21 protein-coding genes are annotated in these 21,338 nt (G+C 51.1%); 14 read left to right on the top strand and 7 right to left on the bottom strand.

What is annotated here, in order from left to right:
- From AC5JLP_RS30595 to AC5JLP_RS30580, 4 genes are all read left to right on the top strand, one after another.
- Positions 1 to 2,541, top strand: a 2,541-nt coding sequence (locus tag AC5JLP_RS30595) for a CHAT domain-containing protein (RefSeq protein ID WP_496071638.1), incomplete at its 5' end; no start/stop codon positions are given.
- A gap of 307 nt (positions 2,542 to 2,848) precedes the next feature.
- Positions 2,849 to 3,718 carry a polysaccharide deacetylase family protein gene (locus AC5JLP_RS30590; RefSeq protein WP_496071637.1) on the top strand — a complete coding sequence of 290 codons (870 nt, stop codon included), beginning with the start codon at positions 2,849 to 2,851 and terminating at the stop codon, positions 3,716 to 3,718.
- A gap of 68 nt (positions 3,719 to 3,786) precedes the next feature.
- Complete coding sequence (locus AC5JLP_RS30585; protein ID WP_496071636.1) at positions 3,787 to 4,365, top strand: heme NO-binding domain-containing protein; 579 nt, start codon at positions 3,787 to 3,789, stop codon at positions 4,363 to 4,365.
- Complete coding sequence (locus AC5JLP_RS30580) at positions 4,346 to 5,656, top strand: ATP-binding protein (RefSeq protein WP_496071635.1); 1,311 nt, start codon at positions 4,346 to 4,348, stop codon at positions 5,654 to 5,656. The genes AC5JLP_RS30585 and AC5JLP_RS30580 overlap by 20 nt, the downstream gene beginning before the upstream one ends.
- Before the next feature lie 98 nt (positions 5,657 to 5,754).
- Here AC5JLP_RS30580 and AC5JLP_RS30575 read toward each other — a convergent pair whose 3' ends face one another.
- The 3 genes from AC5JLP_RS30575 to AC5JLP_RS30565 all read right to left on the bottom strand — a co-directional run bounded on the left by AC5JLP_RS30575 (position 5,755) and on the right by AC5JLP_RS30565 (position 8,732).
- Entirely contained in the window at positions 5,755 to 7,167 is a 1,413-nt protein-coding gene (locus AC5JLP_RS30575; RefSeq protein ID WP_496071634.1) for an NAD(P)(+) transhydrogenase (Re/Si-specific) subunit beta, read from the bottom strand.
- Complete coding sequence (locus tag AC5JLP_RS30570; RefSeq protein ID WP_496071633.1) at positions 7,167 to 7,460, bottom strand: NAD(P) transhydrogenase subunit alpha part 2; 294 nt, start codon at positions 7,458 to 7,460, stop codon at positions 7,167 to 7,169. The genes AC5JLP_RS30575 and AC5JLP_RS30570 overlap by 1 nt, the downstream gene beginning before the upstream one ends.
- 111 nt (positions 7,461 to 7,571) lie before the next feature.
- The gene (locus AC5JLP_RS30565) at positions 7,572 to 8,732 is read right to left on the bottom strand and encodes a Re/Si-specific NAD(P)(+) transhydrogenase subunit alpha (protein WP_496071632.1); all 1,161 of its coding nucleotides are present in this window, start codon (positions 8,730 to 8,732) and stop codon (positions 7,572 to 7,574) included.
- Positions 8,733 to 9,562: 830 nt separating this feature from the next.
- On the opposite strand from AC5JLP_RS30565, the gene AC5JLP_RS30560 reads away from it, so the two are divergent.
- From AC5JLP_RS30560 to AC5JLP_RS30515, 10 genes are all read left to right on the top strand, one after another.
- Positions 9,563 to 10,099 (top strand): DUF2808 domain-containing protein, encoded by a 537-nt coding sequence (locus tag AC5JLP_RS30560; RefSeq protein WP_496071631.1) that lies wholly within the window; start codon positions 9,563 to 9,565, stop codon positions 10,097 to 10,099.
- A gap of 140 nt (positions 10,100 to 10,239) precedes the next feature.
- A complete protein-coding gene (rpmH, locus tag AC5JLP_RS30555) occupies positions 10,240 to 10,380 on the top strand; it encodes a 50S ribosomal protein L34 (protein WP_106258305.1) in 141 nt (46 codons plus the stop codon).
- A 26-nt stretch (positions 10,381 to 10,406) separates the two neighbouring features.
- Positions 10,407 to 10,817, top strand: a complete 411-nt coding sequence (gene rnpA / locus AC5JLP_RS30550) for a ribonuclease P protein component (protein ID WP_496071630.1) — start codon at positions 10,407 to 10,409, stop codon at positions 10,815 to 10,817.
- A complete protein-coding gene (locus AC5JLP_RS30545) occupies positions 10,807 to 11,199 on the top strand; it encodes a PH domain-containing protein (RefSeq protein ID WP_496071629.1) in 393 nt (130 codons plus the stop codon). Before rnpA ends, AC5JLP_RS30545 begins: the two co-directional genes overlap by 11 nt.
- A 169-nt stretch (positions 11,200 to 11,368) precedes the next feature.
- Positions 11,369 to 12,778 (top strand): membrane protein insertase YidC, encoded by a 1,410-nt coding sequence (gene yidC, locus AC5JLP_RS30540; RefSeq protein ID WP_496071628.1) that lies wholly within the window; start codon positions 11,369 to 11,371, stop codon positions 12,776 to 12,778.
- Positions 12,779 to 12,787: 9 nt separating this feature from the next.
- A complete protein-coding gene (locus AC5JLP_RS30535; protein ID WP_496071627.1) occupies positions 12,788 to 13,279 on the top strand; it encodes a Jag family protein in 492 nt (163 codons plus the stop codon).
- Between the two features lie 115 nt (positions 13,280 to 13,394).
- On the top strand, positions 13,395 to 13,901 hold the full coding sequence (locus AC5JLP_RS30530) for a YceD family protein (protein WP_496071626.1): 507 nt from the start codon (positions 13,395 to 13,397) through the stop codon (positions 13,899 to 13,901).
- 49 nt (positions 13,902 to 13,950) lie between these two features.
- Positions 13,951 to 15,471 (top strand): AAA family ATPase, encoded by a 1,521-nt coding sequence (locus tag AC5JLP_RS30525; RefSeq protein ID WP_496071625.1) that lies wholly within the window; start codon positions 13,951 to 13,953, stop codon positions 15,469 to 15,471.
- A 42-nt stretch (positions 15,472 to 15,513) separates the two neighbouring features.
- Positions 15,514 to 15,981 (top strand): SH3 domain-containing protein, encoded by a 468-nt coding sequence (locus tag AC5JLP_RS30520; RefSeq protein WP_496071624.1) that lies wholly within the window; start codon positions 15,514 to 15,516, stop codon positions 15,979 to 15,981.
- Positions 15,982 to 16,244: 263 nt separating this feature from the next.
- The gene (locus AC5JLP_RS30515) at positions 16,245 to 16,448 is read left to right on the top strand and encodes a hypothetical protein (protein WP_496071623.1); all 204 of its coding nucleotides are present in this window, start codon (positions 16,245 to 16,247) and stop codon (positions 16,446 to 16,448) included.
- 51 nt (positions 16,449 to 16,499) lie between these two features.
- Here AC5JLP_RS30515 and AC5JLP_RS30510 read toward each other — a convergent pair whose 3' ends face one another.
- From AC5JLP_RS30510 to AC5JLP_RS30495, 4 genes are all read right to left on the bottom strand, one after another.
- The gene (locus AC5JLP_RS30510; protein ID WP_496071622.1) at positions 16,500 to 18,455 is read right to left on the bottom strand and encodes a protein kinase domain-containing protein; all 1,956 of its coding nucleotides are present in this window, start codon (positions 18,453 to 18,455) and stop codon (positions 16,500 to 16,502) included.
- A 197-nt stretch (positions 18,456 to 18,652) separates the two neighbouring features.
- On the bottom strand, positions 18,653 to 18,790 hold the full coding sequence (locus tag AC5JLP_RS30505) for a photosystem II reaction center protein K (RefSeq protein WP_226592548.1): 138 nt from the start codon (positions 18,788 to 18,790) through the stop codon (positions 18,653 to 18,655).
- A 156-nt stretch (positions 18,791 to 18,946) separates the two neighbouring features.
- Positions 18,947 to 20,059, bottom strand: coding sequence for a tRNA guanosine(34) transglycosylase Tgt (gene tgt / locus AC5JLP_RS30500; protein WP_496071621.1), 1,113 nt, complete (start codon positions 20,057 to 20,059; stop codon positions 18,947 to 18,949).
- A 226-nt stretch (positions 20,060 to 20,285) separates the two neighbouring features.
- A complete protein-coding gene (locus tag AC5JLP_RS30495; RefSeq protein WP_496071620.1) occupies positions 20,286 to 20,747 on the bottom strand; it encodes a hypothetical protein in 462 nt (153 codons plus the stop codon).
- Positions 20,748 to 21,338 lie beyond the last annotated feature (591 nt).

The raw sequence follows: 21,338 nt of genomic DNA, 5'->3' as shown, positions 1-21,338 counted from the left end.
GATCTGGTTTTTCATTCACCACTACAATGCATCCTTACCTCTTTAGCACTACCCATCAATTTAGGGGATGGAGCCAAAGCAGCTACCTATTATCAGCAAGCGTTAGTCCTCTACCGGGAGAGCAAAGACCGTCAGGGAGAAGGGCAGACGATCGGCAATTTGGCTCAGCTTGCCTACAATCGAGGGGATTACCCCGGCGCGATCGCCGCCTACGACCAAACGATTGCGATCGCCCGTGAGATTAAAGACCGACAGCTAGAGGCCAACAGTCTTGGTAGCTTGGGTGTGGTTTATTACAGCCTGAGTGACTACGCAAAAGCGACGACCTATGCGCAACAGCAGTTGACGATCGCACGCAGCCTCACTGATCGCCTAGGTGAAGCTGCCGCACTCAACAATTTGGGCAATAATTTCTACGCGCTGGGTAACTATGGGCAGGCGATCGCTTACCTGGAGCAACGGCTGACGATCGCGCGGGAGATTCAGGATCGGTTGGGCGAGGCACAGTCACTGGGCAACTTGAGTAGCATTTACTACGATTTGGGCGATTATTCCAAAGCGATCGAAGTTGCGTTTAAGGGGTTGACGATCGCCAAAGCCATCCAAAATCCAGCGGTTGAGGCTGCGTTTCTCACCAAGTTGGGCAATCTTTACTACATCAACCAGGATTTTTCTAAAGCGATCGAGTATCACGAAAAACGTTTGACTACGGCGCGGGCAACCGATGATACAAGCGGCATTGGGCTTTCGCTCACGAATTTGGGCAACGTGTATCGCTCAATGGGGCAGTACGCAAAGGCGATCGACTATCACCAGCAAGCACTCGTACTGGCTCGTCAGATGAACGACAAACCGGGCGAAAGCACGATTTTGGCAAACCTGGGGGTGGAATACGACGAGCAAGGACAGTTTGCTCAGGCGATCGCGGCTCATCGGCAGGCGTTGGCGATCGCGCGTGCCATCAAAGATCCCGCGACCGAAGGGTTGGTGCTAAACAACTTAGGCAACACGCTCTTTCAAACCCGGCAGTATGCTGAAGCCGAAGCCACCCTCCTGGCAGGACTCAAGACCTGGGAAACACTACGAACAACCTTGGGTAACAACGATCGCAACCAGATTTCGCTCTTTGACCAACAAGCACGCACCTACCGCCTGTTACAACGAGCGTTAGTGGCTCAAAAGAAAACCGATGCCGCACTGGAGATCGCCGAACGAGGACGAGCAAGGGCCTTTGTGCAACTACTCGCGCGACGGTTGGCAGAGATCGATCGCCGCTCATCGGAACAATCGCCGCTGGCCGAAAGCCCACCCCCCACGATCGCTCAAATCAAGCAAATCGCCAAAGCTCAAAACTCAACCCTGGTGCAGTACTCCATCACCTATAAAGACATTCTGGTAGACGGGAAGGTGCAACCGCGTGAAGCGGAATTGTTAATTTGGGCGATCGCGCCTAGCGGCACCATTACCTTTCGCAGCGTTGACCTCAGTGTATTGGGGAAAACTGGCATCACATTGAATGACCTGGTCGCAACCAATCGAGACAGTATTGGCATCCGAAGACGCGGTTTAGATTTAACCATTAGCATGCAGCCTCGGCCAACCGAGCAGCCCTCTACAGAAGCAGCGCGTCGTCGTGCAGCCCAGCTTTACACCCTGCTCATTCAGCCGATCGCCAATGCCTTGCCCAAAGACCCCAACGCCCGCGTCACCTTTATTCCCCAGCGATCGCTCTTTCTGGTGCCCTTTGCTGCCCTGCAAGACCCATCCGGTAAGTACCTGATCGAGCGCCACACGATTTTGACGGCACCATCGATTCAGGTGTTGGGTTTGACGCATCAGCAACGGGAGAAGAGAGGAGTGAGGAGTGAGGCGAGAGGGGTGAGAGGGCAGGGAAATTCACCCGACTTCCCACTCCCCACTTCCGGCTCCCTAGTTGTCGGCAATCCCACAATGCCGTTAGTGTCTCTGCAAAATGGAGAGCCAGCGGAACAGTTGGCGAGTTTGCCTGGGGCAGAGTTAGAAGCAAAGGCGATCGCGCCACTTCTTGGTACACAGGCCATTACGGGCGATCGAGCAACCAAGGTGGTGATCGTTCAGCAAATGCCACAGGAACGCATGATTCACCTCGCAACGCATGGACTGCTAGATGATGTCAAAGGCTTGGGCATTCCAGGGGCGATCGCGCTGGCTCCCTCTGGCAAAGACAACGGCTTACTCACTGCCGACGAAATTCTGGATTTGAAGCTAACCGCTGAACTCGTCGTGTTGAGTGCTTGCGATACGGGACGGGGACGTTTAACGGGCGATGGGGTCATTGGGCTATCGCGATCGTTTATCGCAGCGGGTGTGCCTAGCTTGATCGTGTCGCTTTGGGCCGTTCCCGATGCCTCTACCGCTTTCTTGATGACCGAGTTTTACCAGAACCTCAAAAAAACGCCTGACAAAGCACAGGCACTGCGACAAGCCATGCTAGCGACGCTGAAGAAATACCCAAACCCTAAAGACTGGGCGGCGTTTACGCTCATTGGGGAAGCGGAGTAGGGGGAGAATTGTTGGCTGCTAAAGCCCGTAAACCCTTTCAGGCATCCAGGAAAGGGTATACAAGAAAGGGGATTAATTGAAAGCCCTTGGTCATTCTGAAGACGTTAGAAAGAATCATCAACAGGCTGAACGAATGTTGATCTGGCTGAGATAAACTCTCTGTACCACTCCTTAATCTACAGGACTTACGCGTTGTGACCAAAACCTCGGAAGTCTGAGCCACTCCGGTAGTCAAGATGCTTGGTTCCTGGTTAAAACCTCCGAGGTTTGTATAAGCCCTTATTTAGTTGCTTAAAGCCCTATTGTTATGAAATTTTCTCTTCTCATTTTGCTGCTCTTTGCTGGTGGGCAGATGCTACTGGATGGCGTTCTGCCCTTCAAGGCTTATGGACTCTCTTCTTCAGAGCTATCTGTAGCAACGACAGCAAACACCGCGATCGATCGCCTTGCGTTATCTCCAAAACCACCTGTGAACGATCGTGTGTTGATTGAATCCAAAACCGTCACCTTCACCCGTGGCAAAAAGGGACAGGACTATCCAGATTACAAAGAAGCCACTATCAAATATCCGCAAGTGACGGGACTAACCGATCAAACGGTGTTGCAAAACGTGCAAACAGCCATCGGCCTCAAGAGTGTCATCGGGCAATCCTTAGACGAGTTGCGGACTGAGTTTCAAGAAGCCTGGTGGCTGAGCGAAATTGACTATACCGTTAATTACAACCAGAACTCGCTGTTGGATCTCACTTTTACGATTAGCGGTGTGGGTGCCTATCCCAGCACCTACGAAAAACATCGGTTGGTGAGCTTGAAAACGGGCAAGGTGCTGAAAGCGTCGGATGTGTTTAAAAAGGAATCCTTTGGGGCGATCGCGGTGATAGTCAACAAGGCAATGCAAGCTGAGATGAAACAGGCGACCGCTACTGGCGATCAGGGTGGTGCCGATATCCGAGATCAGCTCAGCAACAAGCGCTTTCAAATCAGAAACCTGAATGCTTTTTCAATTAACGACAAAGGAGTTACGTTTCTCTACGATTTCAACTTTCCCCACGTCATTTTGGCGCTGCAACCATCCGGTAGATACTTTTTCAGCTATGACCAGTTAAAGGTGTATATCAAACCAGACGGTGCGCTAGGTGTCTTTCTACCCAAAACCGCTGCGGGTATTCGAGGCTAGGCAACCAACTCACATAACTAACGCACATTGAACGTTTAGCGCTATTGCAGAAATCACTAGGAGTGCTTATGTATGGATTGGTCAATAAGGCGATCGAAGGGATGATCCGCAGCCAGTTTGGAGCCGAAACCTGGGAAACCATTAAGCAGGCTGCCGCTGTGCGAGTGGAGGTTTTTGTTAGCATGGAAGCCTACCCCGATGACATGACCCACCGCTTGGTCAAAGCCGCCAGCCAAACTTTAGGCTTATCGGCAGCAGACATTATGCAAGCCTTTGGCGAATATTGGGTACAATACACTGCCCAAGAAGGCTATGGTGAGCTTTTGGAAATGGCTGGCGATACACTTCCTGATTTTCTACAGAATCTGGATAATCTCCATGCACATGTGGGAGTGGTGTTTCCGCAACTCCAGCCGCCGTCCTTTGAATGTACCGCATTAGCAGCAGACTCACTCAACCTGCACTATCGGTCAAATCGCGAAGGGTTGGCTGAAATGGTGGTAGGACTGGTGAAGGGGTTAGGCACACGGTTTGATACACCCGTGACTGTAACTCAAACCCAGAGTCGGCAGACAGGAGCCGAACATGACGAGTTTTTGGTGCGTTATCACCCTCCTCAAACTGACCATGACTCACCTTCCCCTTAGCTTGTCGCCAGCCTTATTTGCCCAGGCCTTTCCGTTTCATCTAGTGATCAACCAAGATCTGGCAATCTTACAGGCCGGTGAGGTTTTGCAGCGGCTAATCCCACACCCTTTGGTGGACAGTACTTTGGGGCAGCACTTCCGTATCTATCGTCCGAATATTGCCCTTGACTTTACAAGTATTCTGCAACAAACGCGATCGCTGTTTTTGCTACAGTCACTGCACAAACCCATGCAACTCAAGGGGCAGATGCTGTATGCCGAGGAGCCAGCACTCCTCTTTTTTCTAGGTTCTCCCTGGCTAACAGACACTGCTAGCCTTAGCCCGTTGGGCCTTAAGTTGAAAGATTTTGCGATTCATGATCCAGTTGTAGATTTCCTGTTTTTGCTACAGGCGCAAACCATTGCTCTGGCGGAGATGAAGACACTCACCGAGCAGCTTTCGCAGCAAAAGACCCAACTGCACGCAGAGATTGTGGAACGGCAGCACGCTGAACGTCAGGCTCAACTGTATCAGGCCTCTCAAATTCAGGTGAAGGAGTTGGAAAAGCTCAATCAGTTAAAAGATGACTTTTTAAGTACGGTCTCTCACGAATTACGAACGCCAATTTCCAACATGAAAATGGCAATTCATTTGCTTAAGCTGTCTCCAACAGAAGCTCAACGCAGCCGTTATCTAGACATCTTGCAAGCCGAATGTGCTAGAGAAGCCCATCTCATTGATGATCTATTGGATTTACAACGCTTGGAATCCAGCAGCAAATCGTTAGAACTCACCACCATTCACCTTAAAAACTGGCTAACCACCGTTATCGAACCGTTTCGGGAACGCACACAAGCCTGCCAGCAAACATTGCAGGTTAATCTGATGCAGGACATTCCCGACTTCATCTCCGACTCTGCCTGTTTAGAGCGAGTCCTCGCAGAATTATTGAACAATGCCTATAAATACACACCGCCCGGTGAAAAGATTACGGTGACGGCACAAGTACATGCGTGCGATCGCCCTGAAACAAACGCCAGTACGGCTAAGTCAGGTGATTGCATCCTGCTGCGTGTCTGCAATTCAGGTGTGGAAATTCCAGCTCATGAGTTGCCCTTAATTTTTGAGAAATTTTACCGCATTCCGGGCAGCGATCCGTGGAAACGGGGTGGTACGGGTTTGGGCTTGGCGCTAGTGCAGAAATTGGTGGCACATTTAGGCGGTAGTGTTCAGGCTGAAAGTGCGCCCAATCAAACGTGGTTTACGATTAAATTGCCGATCGCACTAGCACGCTTAGCCGAGCAGACGTGAACTGTGCGTCTCTCCCATCATCTGTACGAACGAGGGGTGCAGAACGCTTACTTAAAGCTCTCTACACCCCAATAAAGTGAGTTGTTTGAACGATCGCCTTACAGCTCCTTTACCGAAGAAACCAGTTGTGCCACCATGTCTTTTGCACCGCCAAACAGCATCATGGTTTTGTCTTTGTAGAACAGTTCGTTTTCGACTCCGGCAAACCCATTACTCATGCCGCGCTTAATGACGATCGTGTGCTGGGCGCGATCGACTTCTAGAATCGGCATGCCGTAGATCGGGCTACCCGCATCGCTCCGAGCCGCAGGGTTAACCACATCGTTTGCGCCAATGACCAAGGCTACATCCGTGCGATCGAACTCTGGGTTGATATCATCCATATCGTAAAGCTGGGGATAGGGCACATTTGCCTCCGCCAGCAGCACATTCATATGTCCCGGCATCCGTCCGGCTACGGGATGAATGGCATACTTCACATCCACACCCAAGCGTTCTAGCTGGTCTGCCAGTTCACGTACAGCGTGTTGCGCCTGAGCGACTGCCATTCCATAGCCCGGCACAATAACCACCGATTTGGCATAGCCCAACATCATCGCACCTTCTTCGGGATCGATGGTTTTCAGCATCTTGTCCTGAGTGCTGCCTGCTGCGCCACCTTCCACCTTCTTGCCCGACCCAAACGCGCTAAAGAGTACGTTCGTGATCGATCGGTTCATCGCCTTGCACATAATTTCGGTCAGGATGATGCCCGATGCACCCACCAATGCGCCCGAAATGATCAGCATATTGTTCATCAGCACAAAACCCGCCGCACTGGCTGCCAGTCCTGAGAACGAGTTCAGCAGCGAGATGACGACAGGGGTATCGGCACCGCCGATCGGCAGCACAAACAGCACGCCCAGCACGAGCGAAATACCGACCAGTGCCAGAAAAACGCTGGTTTCTTTAGGGTTGACAACCAAATAGGCACTGCCTGCTAAAAAGCCAGCTAACAGTGTGATATTAAACGGTTGCTGCAACGGAAAGGTAATTGGCGCACCCGTGATCAGCCCTTGCAGTTTCACAAACGCCAGCAAGCTTCCGGTAAAGGTAATGCCACCAATCAACACGCTGAGAATGATGGTGATCGTTTCATCCACAGGAATTGCAGCAGTACCGTGAATGACCTTCCAAAATTCACCCACAGCAACCAGGGCTGAAGCCGCTCCCCCAAAACCATTGAGCAAGCCAACCATCTGCGGCATCGCGGTCATTTCTACTCGTTGCGCCATAATCGCACCGATCGCCGATCCAATGGCAATGCCAAGCAGCACCATTTCGTAGTTCAGCACAGCGCGATCGAGCAGCGTCGCGACGATCGCAATCAGCATCCCGATCGCGGCGAGTAAATTGCCCTTCCTCGCAGTAGCAGGTGATCCCAACTGCTTCAAGCCAATAATAAAGAGGGCAGATGCGGTGAGATAGCTCAACTGAATGCCCGTGGGTAAAAACGTTGGTAAGAAATCCATTATGCTTTCACCTCTTTTTTCTTAAACATTTGCAGCATGCGATCGGTCACCAAAAACCCACCGACGACGTTGATCGTTGCCAACACCACCGCAATCAAGCCGAGAATAACGGTCAAACTCCAGTTGCGATCGCCCGCCACCAGCAACGCACCCACGATCGCAATACCCGAAATCGCGTTAGAACCCGACATCAACGGTGTATGCAGCGTTGGCGGAATTTTGTTAATGACTTCAAACCCAATAAATGATGCCAGTACAAAGACAACCAGTCCGGCAATTAATCCTTCTGCCATTGTTTGAAATTCCTTGGATGAGGGAATAGGGAGTCGAGAGTTGGCAGGAGAAGGCTAAAGGCTAAAAGCTGGCCGCTGATTGCTCAACTCAAAACTCAAAACTCAAAACTTTTACTTAGCTGCCACAGGTTCGCCTAGTAGATCGCGCACGCGCTGATTTTTTACCTCGCCCGCATGCGCTACGCACGTACCGCTGATAATGTCATCCTCAAAGTTCAAAGCCAGCGCATTGTCTTTGACCAGATATTGCACCAGCGTCAGAAGATTTTTGGCATACATCTGGCTGGCATGAACTGGCATTGTGGACGGCAGATTGGTAGGCCCAATAATCGTTACGCCATGACGAACCACATCTTTACCCGCTTCTGAACCTTCGCAGTTGCCGCCCTGGTCGGCTGCCATATCAACGACGACAGAACCGGGCTTCATCTGAGCGATCATGTCGGCTGTAACCAGTCGGGGAGCTTTGCGACCGGGCACTTGAGCCGTGGTGATCACAATATCAGAGAGTTTGACGTGTTCGGCGATCGCTTCCTGGGTCTTTTGCTTAGCGGCATCCGAAACCTCTTTAGCGTAGCCACCTGCTGCCACCGTTTCTTCTTCTAGCTTCACTTCAACAAACTTAGCGCCCAAGCTTTGCACTTCTTCTTTCACCGCAGGACGAATGTCAAAGGCTTCGACCACAGCCCCAAGACGACGCGCCGTCGCGATCGCCTGCAACCCAGCCACCCCTGCACCAATCACAAATACCTTTGCAGGGGGAATTGTGCCAGCCGCAGTCGTCAGCATCGGGAAGAATTTAGGTAACGCTGCCGCTGCAATGAGAGTCGCTTTGTAGCCAGCCACCCCCGCTTGGGACGATAGCGCATCCATGCTTTGCGCTCGACTGGTACGTGGAATCAGTTCAATGCTCAGGGCAGTCACCTTGCGATCGGCCAGTCGCTTAATGCCACCTGGGTTGCCCAGCGGGTCAAGAAAACTAATCAGCGTCGCGCCTTCATGCAGCAGATCCGCCTCATGCCGCCCATCTTCCCGTTCCCGTGGTGGGCTGACCTTTAGCAAAATATCGGCTTCACCCCATAAATGCGCTGCGTCGGCAATCACGGTTGCTCCTGCGGCTTCATAGGCCGCATCTGCAAAAAACGCTTTTTCACCTGCGCCTGCTTCCACCCAAACCTCTAAACCCTGTTTGACCAATCGACTCACCGTGTCTGGGATCAGAGCCACTCGGCGCTCCCCCATATCGATTTCCTTCGCAACACCAATCTTCATGAATGCTCCTTTTCAGACAGTGGGTTTTTCCAGGCAAAGATTGTTTTGCATGGCTCAACGCACATGGCAATCTTGCTGAAGGCTTAAGCGTTTGCTTTGTTTTAGCCTGCGGAGGTGTTGGTGACACCAGTGTACGTTCGCTAAGGTTGCTGAACCAGAGCGTTCGATCGCGCCAAGACGATCGTCTCGACCCTGTATCCTAAGGTCGCTTACCAAAAATGCTGTCAGTTCTTTAACTTGTCTTATGATTCCGGCTTATAGGTTGAGCAGCTACCAATAACAAAATTTTTCTATCAAACGATTTCTTTTTGCAACACTTTGTCACTAACCCGTAACGCACAGGACGCACTTTGCCAAAACTTCGGAGGTTTAAACAACAACATTGTTTGTGGTGCCTGATTCTGGTTCAAACCTCCGGGATTTGCGTTAGCCCGATTAATTTCAGTTTTGAGTTTGCAACAGTCGCCAGTTACCCATCAAACATGAACACTGCATGGAACTTGCCTTACCTGAAAATTGGAGCCTGCTTTCCCTGCTGCCTCTTCACGCCTGCTGCTCATTGAGTTTTCCCCGGCGAGGGCACTTTTAGCAACCCTTACCGTCTGAGGGATCGCTAGGCGCTTTCGGCATAGGCAGCTAGTTCGGTCACTAATGGTGGCTGCTAGAGTAGCACTTCGGTTAGCTATCACCTGAAGTTAAAGCTGAAAGCTAGGGTACAACGATGAGCGATCGTACTCATTAACCTCGATAGACTTTATCCTGATAGAGTCTATGTAGCGCGAAGCTTAGCAATCTGTTCACTAAATCTCTGCCAATTGAGTAATCCGACTATGTTTCCTAAACTTTCTGTTAAACGTGCGTTGTCTGGGCTAGCGATCGCAGGCGTACTGGTCGCAGGGCTACCGCTATTGAGTATGGCTCAGGGATTGCCAGGTCTCACTATTTTTGGTGGTGTCAAAGGCGAAGATAATTTGAACTACCGTCTGGACTTTGGTGGCAGAGCCAACGTGGCTGGCGAACGTTATCGCTTGAGAATTCCGGCTAAAAAGATGAAGCTGGCAGTAGCTCAGTTCTCGATCGCCTATCCTGACTACTTTAGAGGTGAATTTGACCCCAAAGATGTTGAAGTCATCGTTAAAGACAAGGCAGTACCACTTCAAGAGGTGAATTGGAACAAGGAAAATAACTTTATTGAAATTTTCCCCACCCAGCCTATCCCCGCAGGCAACAGTGTTGAAATTCAGCTTGCGAACGTGCGCAATCCCAATTCTGGCGTGTACTACTTCAATTGCCAGGTGCTCTCACCCGGCGATACCCCGCTTCTACGCTACCTTGGCACGTGGGTGATTTCGATCGACAATGGTTAGTCAAGCGCAGTTTCTGTTGGCGTAGAATTGGCAGGGCCACCAACGATAAATTTCAGGTGGCGCTGCCAGTCGAAGCAATGGTACGATTAAAAGCTGTGGCTTTTTAGAGCTTTCAATGGGAACTGCGGGAGACGCGAATAATGACAAAACGGACTTTAGGCGGCACCAGCCGCAAACGAAAGAGAACCTCCGGCTTTCGAGCGCGCATGCGGACTGCAACAGGTCGGCGCGTCATTCAAGCACGTAGAACCAAGGGGCGCTTTCGTTTGGCTGTTGCTTAGGTTCGGCGCATTTTAATGTAGAAGACGTGGCACTCTCTAAGGCAAATCGTCTTAAATCCAGGCAGGACTTTAATGCGGTCTACCGTAAAGGCAGACGACAAAGGTCTCGCCATTTGACGCTGGTCATACAACGTCGGTTAGCCACAGAAGTGCCCAAGCACCATCACAAATTGAACTCGTCAACCACGGTTGCAATTGCACTGGAGCCAACACGGGTAGGCATTTCGATCAGTCAGAAGGTCAGTAAGCGTGCTGTTGTCCGTAACCGCATCAAGCGGTGGCTTCGGGTGGCGGCACGTCTTTTGCTGCCAAGGTTCCCAACTGGGTGGGATATGATTGTGATTGTGCATCCAGAGGCAACGCAGTGCGATTATCGACAATTTCTGCAAGAATTAGAGCAGTTGCTGATAAACGCTGAGGTATGTGATGGGCATTAGTGAAGATATTTATTACGAGGGTGGCCCTCACGTGGGCGACTTGATTGTGAACTTGCTGTTAGGATTTACAGTCATTTGCTTGCCGCTCACTGTGGGTGCTGTTGTAAGAGCACTCTGGCTGCGCTATCGCATCACCAGTCGGCGGATTTCAGTCACAGGTGGTTGGATGGGACGCGATCGTGCAGACATTATTTATTCCGAGATTGTCAAAGTTGTAACGGTTCCCCGCGGTTTGGGGCTTTGGGGCGATATGGTCATCACGCTTAAAGATGGTAGCCGTCTGGAGTTACGTTCTCTGCCCAACTTTCGCGCCACTTACGACTATATCAACTCAAAGCTCACTCCCAGAGCGCAATCTGCTAGCGGAGCTGTAGGTAGTTAGAGCTAAGATACCTTCGGGCGATCGTCTCTACTGGTGTAATACCCCATTGGTGTGATACCCCTACTTGCTGACCGTCCACTATGCACAGCTATGCTGGACGGAGCTAAGTAGATTTGATCTTAGGCTGCTAAATTCAAATTGAACAACGTACAAGAGGCGACTTCGGCGCATGGACTTCGGTATCGGGTTTATTTCCAACAATATAATGCTGCCGATCCTAGATTTTTTCTACGGGATCGTACCAAGCTATGGACTCGCTATTGTCTCTTTGACGTTGGTGATCCGGTTTGCACTCTACCCATTGAGTGCAGGCTCTATTCGCAGTATGCGGCGTATGAAGGTTGTGCAACCTGTCATGCAAAAGCGGCAGCAGGAGATTCGTGAACGCTACAAAGATGACCCTGCCAAGCAGCAAGAAGAAATGGGCAAGGTGATGAAAGAGTTTGGCAATCCGCTTGCGGGCTGCCTGCCACTCTTGTTCCAGATGCCTATTTTGTTCGCACTGTTTGCCACGCTACGTGGATCGCCCTTTTCAGACGTGCCTTACTCCATCAACCTTCAGATCTTGCCAAAAGAGCAGATCGAGCAAATTCAACCGCAAGCCTTCACAACTCCGCCTCAAAATATTTATGTTGCAGATGGAATACATGCACCTGTAACAGCCATTCTCTCTGGTGGCAACAAGCTGGCTGTGGGTGAAAAGACAAAGGTTGACTTTCAAACGGTTGAAGGGAAATCGCTACAGGCACTCTTAGAAAAATATCCTGAGACAAAGCTAGCGCCTCGGTTTGAAGTCGCCACTGGAGCAGAACGGGTCAAGCTTAACAATGACGGCACGATCGAAGCTTTAGAACCCGGCGATGTCACCATTAAGGGCGTCGTTCCAGGTTTAGCGGCAGATAAGGGCTTTCTGTTTATTGACAAGCTTGGACGAGTGGGCGCGATCGATCCCGATGGAGTTATCCATTGGGACATTGTAGGCATGATCGTTTTCTTTGGTCTCAGTCTTTATGTCAACCAGTTGCTGTCAGGTCAGGGTAAGAGCGCAAACGCAAATCCGCAGCAAGACACCATCAACAAAATCACGCCTGTGCTGTTTTCGGGCATGTTCTTTTGGTTCCCACTGCCTGCTGGGGTATTGATGTATATGACGATCGCCAACGTCTTCCAAACCGCGCAAACCTTCGTGCTGTCGAGAGAGCCACTGCCGGAAGAAATCCAGAAGCTTGTCGAAGCAGAAGAAAAAGCAGCCGAAAGCAAAGCAGCCGTTTTGCCCTTTGAGCCAGGTAAACCGAAGAAAGAAGACGTGAAGGCGTCCAAAAAGGCACCAGAAGTAAAGCCTAAGGCACCAGAAGCAAAGCCTAAAGCACCAGAGGCGAAGACAAGGACAACCAAAGCAAAAGTCAAAGAACCCAAAGTCAAAGAATCGAAACCGATCGAGGTTAAGGCTGAGGTCGTTAAAGACAAAGCTGAGCCAGCGCACACAAAAGCGGCGGAAGCAAAGCATGTCGCAGCCGTTGAAGAAACCATAGAGGCTGTACCCTTGGTCGATCGAGAGCACCCAGAACAAGAAGCTTGAGGTGAGTGTATGGATGTCAATCAGATGCAGCGTGGGCAGCAATGGTTGGAGGAACTGCTGCGTTTAGCTGGATTACCCGCAGATGTGACAACCACACTGAACTCAAGCTTTGCTGAGGAAAGCTGTTGGCTCACGATCGATGATACAGATTTGCTGCCAGAGCAGATCCAAACCATGATAGGGACTGGGGGGTCGGTGCTGGATTCGATTCAGTATTTGACCAATGCGATCCTAAACCTGAGCCAGGATCGTGATCAGCAGAAAGCATTTACCGTTGAGTTAGCTGGCTATCGGCTGCGTCGCTATGCAGAACTGAAAACCATTGCAGAACAGGCAGCGGCTGAGGTGCGAAAGGCGGGTGAAGAGTTTGAGCTTAAAGCCCTCTCGTCTGCTGAGCGTCGTCAGGTGCATACAATGCTAAAAGAGTACGAAGACCTGGAAACGTTCAGTCGTGGGCAGGAACCCGATCGTCGTTTAGTGATCCGTCCCCTGCGATCTTGATCGGGAGGCTCATTCCTGTCGACTAACAAGAACTTAAGCAGGCTATGCACAGGGTTGTGGCGCAGCACCGCCGCTCACTCAAAAATAGCCAATGGGTAGAAGAGGAGCATCCCCTATGGATACAATTCATATTCCACAGTTGACGAAAGCGCCTCAACAAACTGAGGTCATTGACTTTAGCGAACCAATTCCTGGATTGGAGACTCTGACGCCTGTCCAGGGACAAATGAAGGTAACGCATCGGGGAAGCTACCTCGACGTTTCGGCGAAGGCAGAGACCATTGTGACTCTCACCTGCCATCGGTGCTTGCAGCAATACAACTACCGCCTGTCGATCGCACCATCCGAACTCATCTGGTTGGATGAAACGAGCGATCAGGTCGATCCGGTACTGCTTGATCGAGACATTAGTGCAGAAGACCTCGTTGAAACGCTGCCGCCCAAAGGCACCTTTGACCCGACTACTTGGCTCTACGAACAGTTGTGTTTAGAACTCCCGCAGCGGCAACTGTGCGATCAAGCCTGTAAAGGCATCGAACTGACGACAGCCGAATCACTCGCACCTACCATTGATCGTCGTTGGGCTTCTCTTGAAACCTTTAAAGATCAGCTTCGTGGTTGAGCAAAAGCGCTAAATTAAGGCATGGTTGCGTTATTTTGATCCGTCTGTTATGAGCTTCAGCGATGAGTTTGAGTTGTTGCTGCGGGCACGGTATCCGCTGCTTTACATTCCGACCCGTGAAGAAGAGCGGTTAGAAGCCGCGATCGCCCAGGCAGCTAAACAGGGCAATCGCGCGGTCTACCTATGGGATTTTGTGGATGGCTATCAGGGCAATCCAAACGATGCAGGCTTTGGCAAACGCAATCCGCTTCAGGCGCTAGAGTTTGTCGAAAAGCTACCTGTCACGGCTGCTGCTATCTTCATCCTGCGAGATTTTCAGCGCTTTTTAGAGGACGTTGCGATCGCCCGGAAGCTCCTCAATCTGGCGCGGTTGCTGAAGTCACAGCCCAAGAATATTGTGATTCTCTCCTCGCAAATCACTATTCCAGATGAGCTGAGTGAAGCACTGACGATCCTGGAATTCCCTTTGCCGGATGCTGCCGAAATTAGAGTTGAAGTCGAGCGTCTACTCGCTGCAACGGGTCGAACCTTAGAAGCCCGCGTGCTGGATGAGTTGGTGCGCTCCTGCCAGGGGCTATCGTTGGAGCGCATTCGTCGCGTACTCGCACGCGCGATCGCTACTCATGGTGAACTCCGTCCCGAAGACGTGGACCTGGTTTTAGAAGAAAAGCGCCAAACGATTCGTCAGACCCAGATTCTAGATTTCTATCCAACTACGGCGAACATTTCAGATATTGGAGGGCTGGATAATCTCAAAGACTGGTTGCTGCGGCGCGGCGGAGCCTTTTCAGAACGGGCCCGGCAGTACGGTTTGCCCCATCCCAGAGGACTTTTGCTGGTGGGCATTCAAGGCACGGGTAAATCGCTGACGGCAAAGGCAATCGCGCACCACTGGCACCTGCCGCTGCTGCGGTTGGATGTGGGGCGTTTGTTCGCTGGACTGGTCGGTGAATCAGAATCCCGCACGCGCCAGATGATCCAGCTTGCCGAAGCGCTTGCCCCCTGCATTTTATGGATTGACGAGATCGATAAGGCGTTTGCTGGCGTTGACGGTCGAGGGGATGCAGGCACCACTAGCCGCGTGTTTGGCACCTTCATCACCTGGCTTGCCGAAAAGACCACGCCTGTTTTTGTCGTCGCAACGGCTAATAACATTCAATCGCTGCCTGCGGAGATGTTACGCAAAGGCCGTTTTGACGAGATCTTCTTTGTCGGCTTACCCAGCCAGGAAGAGCGTCAGGAAATTTTTTCGGTGCACCTGTCACGGCTACGACCCCACAATTTGAAACAGTACGATCTGGAGCGGCTGGCCTATGAGACACCTGATTTCTCGGGTGCCGAAATTGAGCAAACGCTGATCGAAGCCATGCATCTTGGGTTTAGCCAGAATCGTGACTTTACAACCGACGATATTTTAGAGGCTGCGAGTCAGACTGTACCGCTGGCACGTACCGCCCAGGAGCAAATTCAGTTTTTGCAAGAGTGGGCCGCTGCTGGGAAAGCACGCTTGGCCTCCAAGCACAGTAGCTTGAGTACCCGCATTCAGCGGCAGATGCATCAACCCGATTGATAGACGCTACAATGCTGCCAGCGTGATGCATAGAGAAGTGTGATGAGTTGGTCAGATTTAGTAAAAGTCTTGAGTGGGGTTCTGCTGGCGATCGCCCTAATGGTAGGCGGATGTTTTCTGGCGGCCCAGTATGTGATTGCTCAATTCACAGCGCCCCCACCCAAACCAATGTTCCCAAACGACAATCCTTCCAAAGCAACAGCGCAGCCAGTTCCTTCAGCCAAGCCTGTTGCAGCCCAACCATCACCAAAACCTAGCCCCAGCGCCAGCCCAACGCCTTCAGCGACTCCTAGTACAACAGGTTATCGTGCCCGTATCACCTTGTCGCAGGGCTTAAACCTACGTGAAAGTCCAAGCCGAGATGCAGCCCGCATTGGGGGCGTGGTGGCAAATGCACGCATTACAGTGCTGGAGGAAAGCCCCGATCGCCAATGGCAGCGTATTCGCTTAGAGGATAGTGGTCGAGAAGGGTGGGTGAAAGCTGGCTATGCTGAACGGGTTAACCCGTAGGCGGTTGCCCTGGCTCACTCTCTGAGTTAAATATTTCTCCAAGCCAGCATTGCCAAGCGCTGATGCACCTATCAGTTTTGAAGGTTGCCTAGCTTGTCACCATTGAGGTGAGACGAGTCTGCATGCCGTCCTAGCGCCTTGGTTATTGCTATATCATAAAAATTAAGGGTGCCCGGAAAAGCAGGCGCATCATCGGTTGATGCCGTGAATAGGCAAACCCACTGCTGGCACGTTTTAGCTGAAGTCGATCGAAGGATTGAGCAATGTATGTCATTCAAGTGAATGAACAAGACTGGCTTGTAGGCATTTGGAGAGGATGGTTGACCTTGTCGCTCAGTCCGTCTAATGCCTTGGTCTATCGCTCGCTGGCAGCAGCCGAAAGCGCCACGCACTATTACAATGAAGTCGCGCCTGGAAGAGATTACACCATTCACCCCGTATGTCGGGCAGTCACTGCCGTTCGATAGAGGTCATCGCTTGATCGTACCCATTGCTTTCGTCAGGCAGAACGGAAACACTCAGTCTGGTTGTCGCCAAAGTTTTACCGTAGCATCCCAACTGCCACTAATGAGGACAGCTTTCGGTGAACTGCTGGCGGGTGCTTGGGCATCTACACCCATTGCTACTGACCAAACCCAGTTTGTGTGCCCTGTTAGGGAGTGTAGTAAGGCTCCAGTTTCTAGAGACCAGAGCTTAATGGTCATATCCTGGCTACCGCTAGCCAGAGTCGTCCCGTCAGGCGCGATCGCAAGCGTATTCACGGCACCTGTATGTCCAGCAAGCACCTGTTTGAGTTTTCCGGTCGGTACATCCCACAGACGAATCGTGCCATCGTCACTGGCGCTCACAAGTACGCGGCTATCAGGACTAAAGACGATCGCATTGATGGCATCCTGATGGTCTTCTAGCACATGAATGAGCGCGCCAGTTTTGCTGTTCCACATCCGCATGGTTTTGTCACGGCTACCGCTCACGATCGTTCCACCATCGGGACTAAAGGCAACCGCAATTACCCAGTGGGTATGACCTGTGAGCACCCGTGCCACCGTTTCGGTCGGAAGATGCCAGAGCCGAACCGTTTTATCCTGGCTACCGCTGGCAAGAAGTTGCCCATCAGGGCTAAAGCATACGGCCCGTGCCCAATCCGTATGACCATCCAGCGTTTGCAGACGTTCGCCGTTCTCCCAACGCCACAGCATTAGCCGTCGATCGTTATTACAACTGGCGAGCGTTTGTCCATCAAGGCTGACCGCGATCGCACGAATCCAGCCTGCATTCGCGGCAATGGTATGTCGTAGGGTACCCGTTGCTAAATCCCAAAGCTTAATCGTGCGATCACCGCTACCACTAGCAAAGCTCTGACCATCTGGATGAATCACTACCGCTCGTACCCAGCTTGAATGTTCCGTCAAGGTTTGTGTGCAGACCCAGGAAGGCGCGATCGGCGGTTGCAGTTGGCTGACAGGAGCCATTGTTTCTAGTGCGGCTGGCAGATGGGTTGATTGGTCAGGCGATCGTTGATGCCGCATCGCGCCAATCTGGACAGTCGATTGAGACTGGTAGCCATCAGCCGAGAGATGCAGCGCCTCCATCACAGACGGGTCATTAAGATCGCGCAAGACATCAGCAGCAGTTTGATAGCGTCGTTTCACAGCACTTTGCAGCAGTTTATCGAGCATATTGCCCAACGTTAAACTCATAGGACGGCTCAGGTGCTGCTGCCACTGCCAGCCCCCTTCCTCGGTATCGTATAAGTCTGCTGGCGGTATCTGGGTCAGCAAATAGATACAGGTCACGCCTAAGCTATAGAGGTCACTGGCAAAAACAGCACGACCGATCGCTTGCTCTGGTGCCACAAACGCTGGGCTCCCAATGCTAGTTCCCGTTTGGGCAAAATCAGAAGCGCTGAGCGTTTTAGCAGCCCCAAAATCGACCAGCACAAATTGCTTCGTGGTCGCACGACGAATAATGTTCTGGGGCTTGATGTCTCGATGGATCACATGATGACTGTGAATAAATGTCATCACAGGCAGCAGATCATTCAGCAAATACCAAACTTGTTCCTCACTGAAGGGGCCATGTTTCGCCGTTTCTTGCAGAAGATTCGCCCCATCAATAAACTCCTGCACAAGATACTGATACTCCTCCTGCTCAAAGTGTGCGAGTAACGCTGGAATCTGTGGATGCTCACCCAGCGCTTCTAGCTGTACAGCTTCACGCCGAAACAATTCACGCGCCTGTTCTGGGTCATGAACGCTGTAGTTTTGGGGGAAAAATTGCTTAATGACACACGTCGGGCGCGACGGTTTATATTCGTCTACTGCCAGAAAGGTGCGACCAAACCCACCCCGCCCGATCGCCTGTAAGGCCCGGTAGCGATCGCCCAATAACAACCTAAAGCCACACGTCGAACAGAACCTGGCATGATCAGGATTCTTCGGCACGCGGCAATAAGGATTCAGGCAATAGCTCATAGGAAAACGCAAAAGAGCATCCATGTTTATCGTAGATGTTCCGCACGCTTTCCTACTCACCTAAACGCTTTAGATTGTTACAGCGCTCGTTCATACAGCGGTTGCTGAAGCAGGCGAAAAAAAGGCAGACTCAACGCCTGCCTTGTAAAACCTTTTGATGTCGTTTGTATGGTGAACAAAAGAATCAGAAACCAAACTTATCTAAAACCGACAGCAGCCTGCCAAACAAAAGCGAGCAGCAAAAAGAAAACCGGGATTACAGGTAGCACGTCCACCAGGGGATCGAAAATAGAATAAGCTTCAGGCAATTTTGCTAAGAGCAACGCTGCTTCCATGTTATAAATGACCTCTTCAGCAAGAACTTCAGAATTTCTCCTGATTTTAACATGGTATGGAACGCACATTGAATCGAGAATACTCGCTTGAGAGCTGCACTTAAGAAACAAGCATTTAATAACTCCGGCATTCCTTGTAGGTGCGGCCGTGCGCACCTACCTGCTTATCGACAGCCAGTGCCCGAATTCTGCTGTAAAGCTGTTGTTAAAAATCGCTCGCCGAATGGCCTGCGTGAACTGCACCAGTTCCGTAATATTGTGAATCGAAAGCAGCGTATAGGCGAGTAGCTCTTGCGATCGCAACAAGTGACTGAGGTAAGCACGGCTAAAGTTTTGGCAGGTATAGCACCCACAGGTAGCATCCAGAGCGGTAAAGTCTTCACGAAATCTAGCATTGCGTAGATTCCAGCGATCGCCCTGCACTAAAGCGTTTCCATGTCGCGCCAACCGGGTTGGAATCACGCAATCGAACAAATCAACCCCTGCCGCGATCGCCTGCACCATTTCTCGATACGTGCCAACACCCATCAGATAACGGGGCTTCTCTGGCGGCAGCAAGGGTGTAGTTGCCTGCACGATCGCCTCAATGAGTTCGACTGGCTCTCCCACACTCACCCCACCGATCGCGTATCCCGGCAGATCAAGCTGCGCCAGTTGATCGGCAGCGAGACTACGGAGATCGGGATAAACGCCTCCCTGAACAATCCCAAACAGTGCCTGATCAGGCCGTTGATGGGCAGTAATACAACGTTTGAGCCAGCGGTAAGTCCGTTCGGTAGACTGTTTCACATCGTCGTAGCTTGCTGGATAGGGCGGACATTCATCAAACGCCATGATCACATCGGCCCCCAGCGCATTTTGGATGGCGATCGAGCGCTCAGGAGTCAGATGAATCATTTGTCCATCGCGGGGTGAACGAAAGGTCACGCCTTCCTCCTCGATCGTCCGCATCTCGCTCAAGCTGAAAACCTGAAACCCACCAGAATCCGTCAGAATAGGCCCATTCCATGCCATAAAGCGATGCAATCCCCCCGCCTTTGCCACAATGTATTCACCGGGCTGGAGGTGCAAATGATAGGTGTTTGCCAGTACAAGCTGTGCTCCCGTCGCCTGTAACTGGTCAGGAGTCACTGTCTTCACATTTGCCAACGTGCCAACAGGCATAAAGCGTGGAGTTTCAACCAGCCCATGAGGCGTTGCAAAGAGACCTGCTCGCGCTTTCGTTTTGCAACACAGCGCCTGACACGTAAACTTAAAACCGCTAGTCAAGAGTTAATACTGTAAAAGGATTGCAAAACACATCTTACAGCCGTTTTTAGTAGGATGGGCAATGCCCATTCGTTGTCAGGTTGCTTATTTCATCGCATGTGTGAGTAATGCTCACCCTACAATACGCTGTAGAAAGAGTGCAGAATATATCTTAAAGAGAAGCCGCTAAACAAAGATCAACCCATCGTGTCTCAGGACTAGCTGACTAGCATACTGCCGTCGTTGGCTAAAAGGAAAAGTGCTCTTCGTCGTCAATTTGGACATCCCAGTTCGCCGATAGCACCTCCGCCACCACTGCTTCGAGTGCAGCTACATTGAGACGATGGTGATTCTGCTCAATCATGGGGTTAGAAAGCGGAATCAGGCGAAGATGGCGACCATCTTGAATGAGGTCAAACCAGGGTTCTTGCTCCGGAGATTTTCCCATCTCCAGATAGTCAAAACTATGAACATTCAGATACAGCGCATGATTTGCAATTAAGGTAGAGCGTTGTGGATCGGCAAAGACCTCAAGGACATGCCCTTCTCCTTCGCTGGCAACCGTGCCATCTTGCATATGGACATAGCGAACGCGGCTCAAATCCGCTAGTAGCCGCAGCATGTCCTGTTTATTAACCACTGTGCCAGTGTCAATAATGCAGGGGGCAGGCAATCGTTCACTGCGAGAAAATTGTTGATCGTGACTCATAAAGAGAACGCCTCTGGTCTAGGTGAGCCGATGGCTCAGATAGCGAATGTGCAACAGGAAAACAGATTTTGAACCACTCTGGAACGGTATCGTCCAAGATGGGACAGTTTAGAGCAATGCAGGCTGAACCAGTGCAGTAGCGAAGGCTAAGTTGCCTGATGACGATGAAATATAGCCAAATGCTCTGCCCAGACGGAGAGAAAATCAGTCATCGAAAGCCGTAAGAGCGGTGTTAGTGAATTTTTACGGCATAAACACTTGGGGAGAAAGGTTAGGGGCTATAAGGCAGCTCTCATAGGAACAACGCAGGTCAACGGAAGGTATGTTCAGTAGTGTATGAGACAATTCTATCCTAAGTTTTTCAGCACGCTCCTGATGGAATTTACTGAATTGACGAAGACGATCACCTTAATGAGTGACATTAAAGCAGGACGAGTCCTTCAATTATGTCTATAAACAACAGACGATCGCGCTAAGCACACCACGTAAATATCAAGATTTCATAACAGGCACATTTTACTCCTAAGGATCGATACTCAGAGGATGTCTGAGAAGTGTCAGAGACGCTGCCTTCGCCCCCTCAATCCCCCC

This window comes from Stenomitos rutilans, from assembly GCF_059505485.1.
This window is presented reverse-complemented; position numbering and strand designations above follow the sequence as displayed.

What these genes read in the sequence shown, in the direction of transcription:
- rpmH (WP_106258305.1), top strand. Translation starts at nt 10,240, where the DNA reads ATGACAAAACGGACTTTAGGCGGCACCAGCCGCAAACGAAAGAGAACC.
- AC5JLP_RS30510 (WP_496071622.1), bottom strand. Translation starts at nt 18,455, where the DNA reads ATGAGCTATTGCCTGAATCCTTATTGCCGCGTGCCGAAGAATCCTGAT.
- AC5JLP_RS30590 (WP_496071637.1), top strand. Translation starts at nt 2,849, where the DNA reads ATGAAATTTTCTCTTCTCATTTTGCTGCTCTTTGCTGGTGGGCAGATG.
- yidC (WP_496071628.1), top strand. Translation starts at nt 11,369, where the DNA reads ATGGACTTCGGTATCGGGTTTATTTCCAACAATATAATGCTGCCGATC.
- AC5JLP_RS30525 (WP_496071625.1), top strand. Translation starts at nt 13,951, where the DNA reads ATGAGCTTCAGCGATGAGTTTGAGTTGTTGCTGCGGGCACGGTATCCG.
- AC5JLP_RS30520 (WP_496071624.1), top strand. Translation starts at nt 15,514, where the DNA reads ATGAGTTGGTCAGATTTAGTAAAAGTCTTGAGTGGGGTTCTGCTGGCG.
- AC5JLP_RS30560 (WP_496071631.1), top strand. Translation starts at nt 9,563, where the DNA reads ATGTTTCCTAAACTTTCTGTTAAACGTGCGTTGTCTGGGCTAGCGATC.
- AC5JLP_RS30515 (WP_496071623.1), top strand. Translation starts at nt 16,245, where the DNA reads ATGTATGTCATTCAAGTGAATGAACAAGACTGGCTTGTAGGCATTTGG.
- AC5JLP_RS30575 (WP_496071634.1), bottom strand. Translation starts at nt 7,167, where the DNA reads ATGGATTTCTTACCAACGTTTTTACCCACGGGCATTCAGTTGAGCTAT.
- AC5JLP_RS30585 (WP_496071636.1), top strand. Translation starts at nt 3,787, where the DNA reads ATGTATGGATTGGTCAATAAGGCGATCGAAGGGATGATCCGCAGCCAG.
- AC5JLP_RS30535 (WP_496071627.1), top strand. Translation starts at nt 12,788, where the DNA reads ATGGATGTCAATCAGATGCAGCGTGGGCAGCAATGGTTGGAGGAACTG.
- AC5JLP_RS30505 (WP_226592548.1), bottom strand. Translation starts at nt 18,790, where the DNA reads ATGGAAGCAGCGTTGCTCTTAGCAAAATTGCCTGAAGCTTATTCTATT.
- AC5JLP_RS30570 (WP_496071633.1), bottom strand. Translation starts at nt 7,460, where the DNA reads ATGGCAGAAGGATTAATTGCCGGACTGGTTGTCTTTGTACTGGCATCA.
- AC5JLP_RS30545 (WP_496071629.1), top strand. Translation starts at nt 10,807, where the DNA reads ATGGGCATTAGTGAAGATATTTATTACGAGGGTGGCCCTCACGTGGGC.
- AC5JLP_RS30495 (WP_496071620.1), bottom strand. Translation starts at nt 20,747, where the DNA reads ATGAGTCACGATCAACAATTTTCTCGCAGTGAACGATTGCCTGCCCCC.
- AC5JLP_RS30565 (WP_496071632.1), bottom strand. Translation starts at nt 8,732, where the DNA reads ATGAAGATTGGTGTTGCGAAGGAAATCGATATGGGGGAGCGCCGAGTG.
- AC5JLP_RS30530 (WP_496071626.1), top strand. Translation starts at nt 13,395, where the DNA reads ATGGATACAATTCATATTCCACAGTTGACGAAAGCGCCTCAACAAACT.
- AC5JLP_RS30580 (WP_496071635.1), top strand. Translation starts at nt 4,346, where the DNA reads ATGACTCACCTTCCCCTTAGCTTGTCGCCAGCCTTATTTGCCCAGGCC.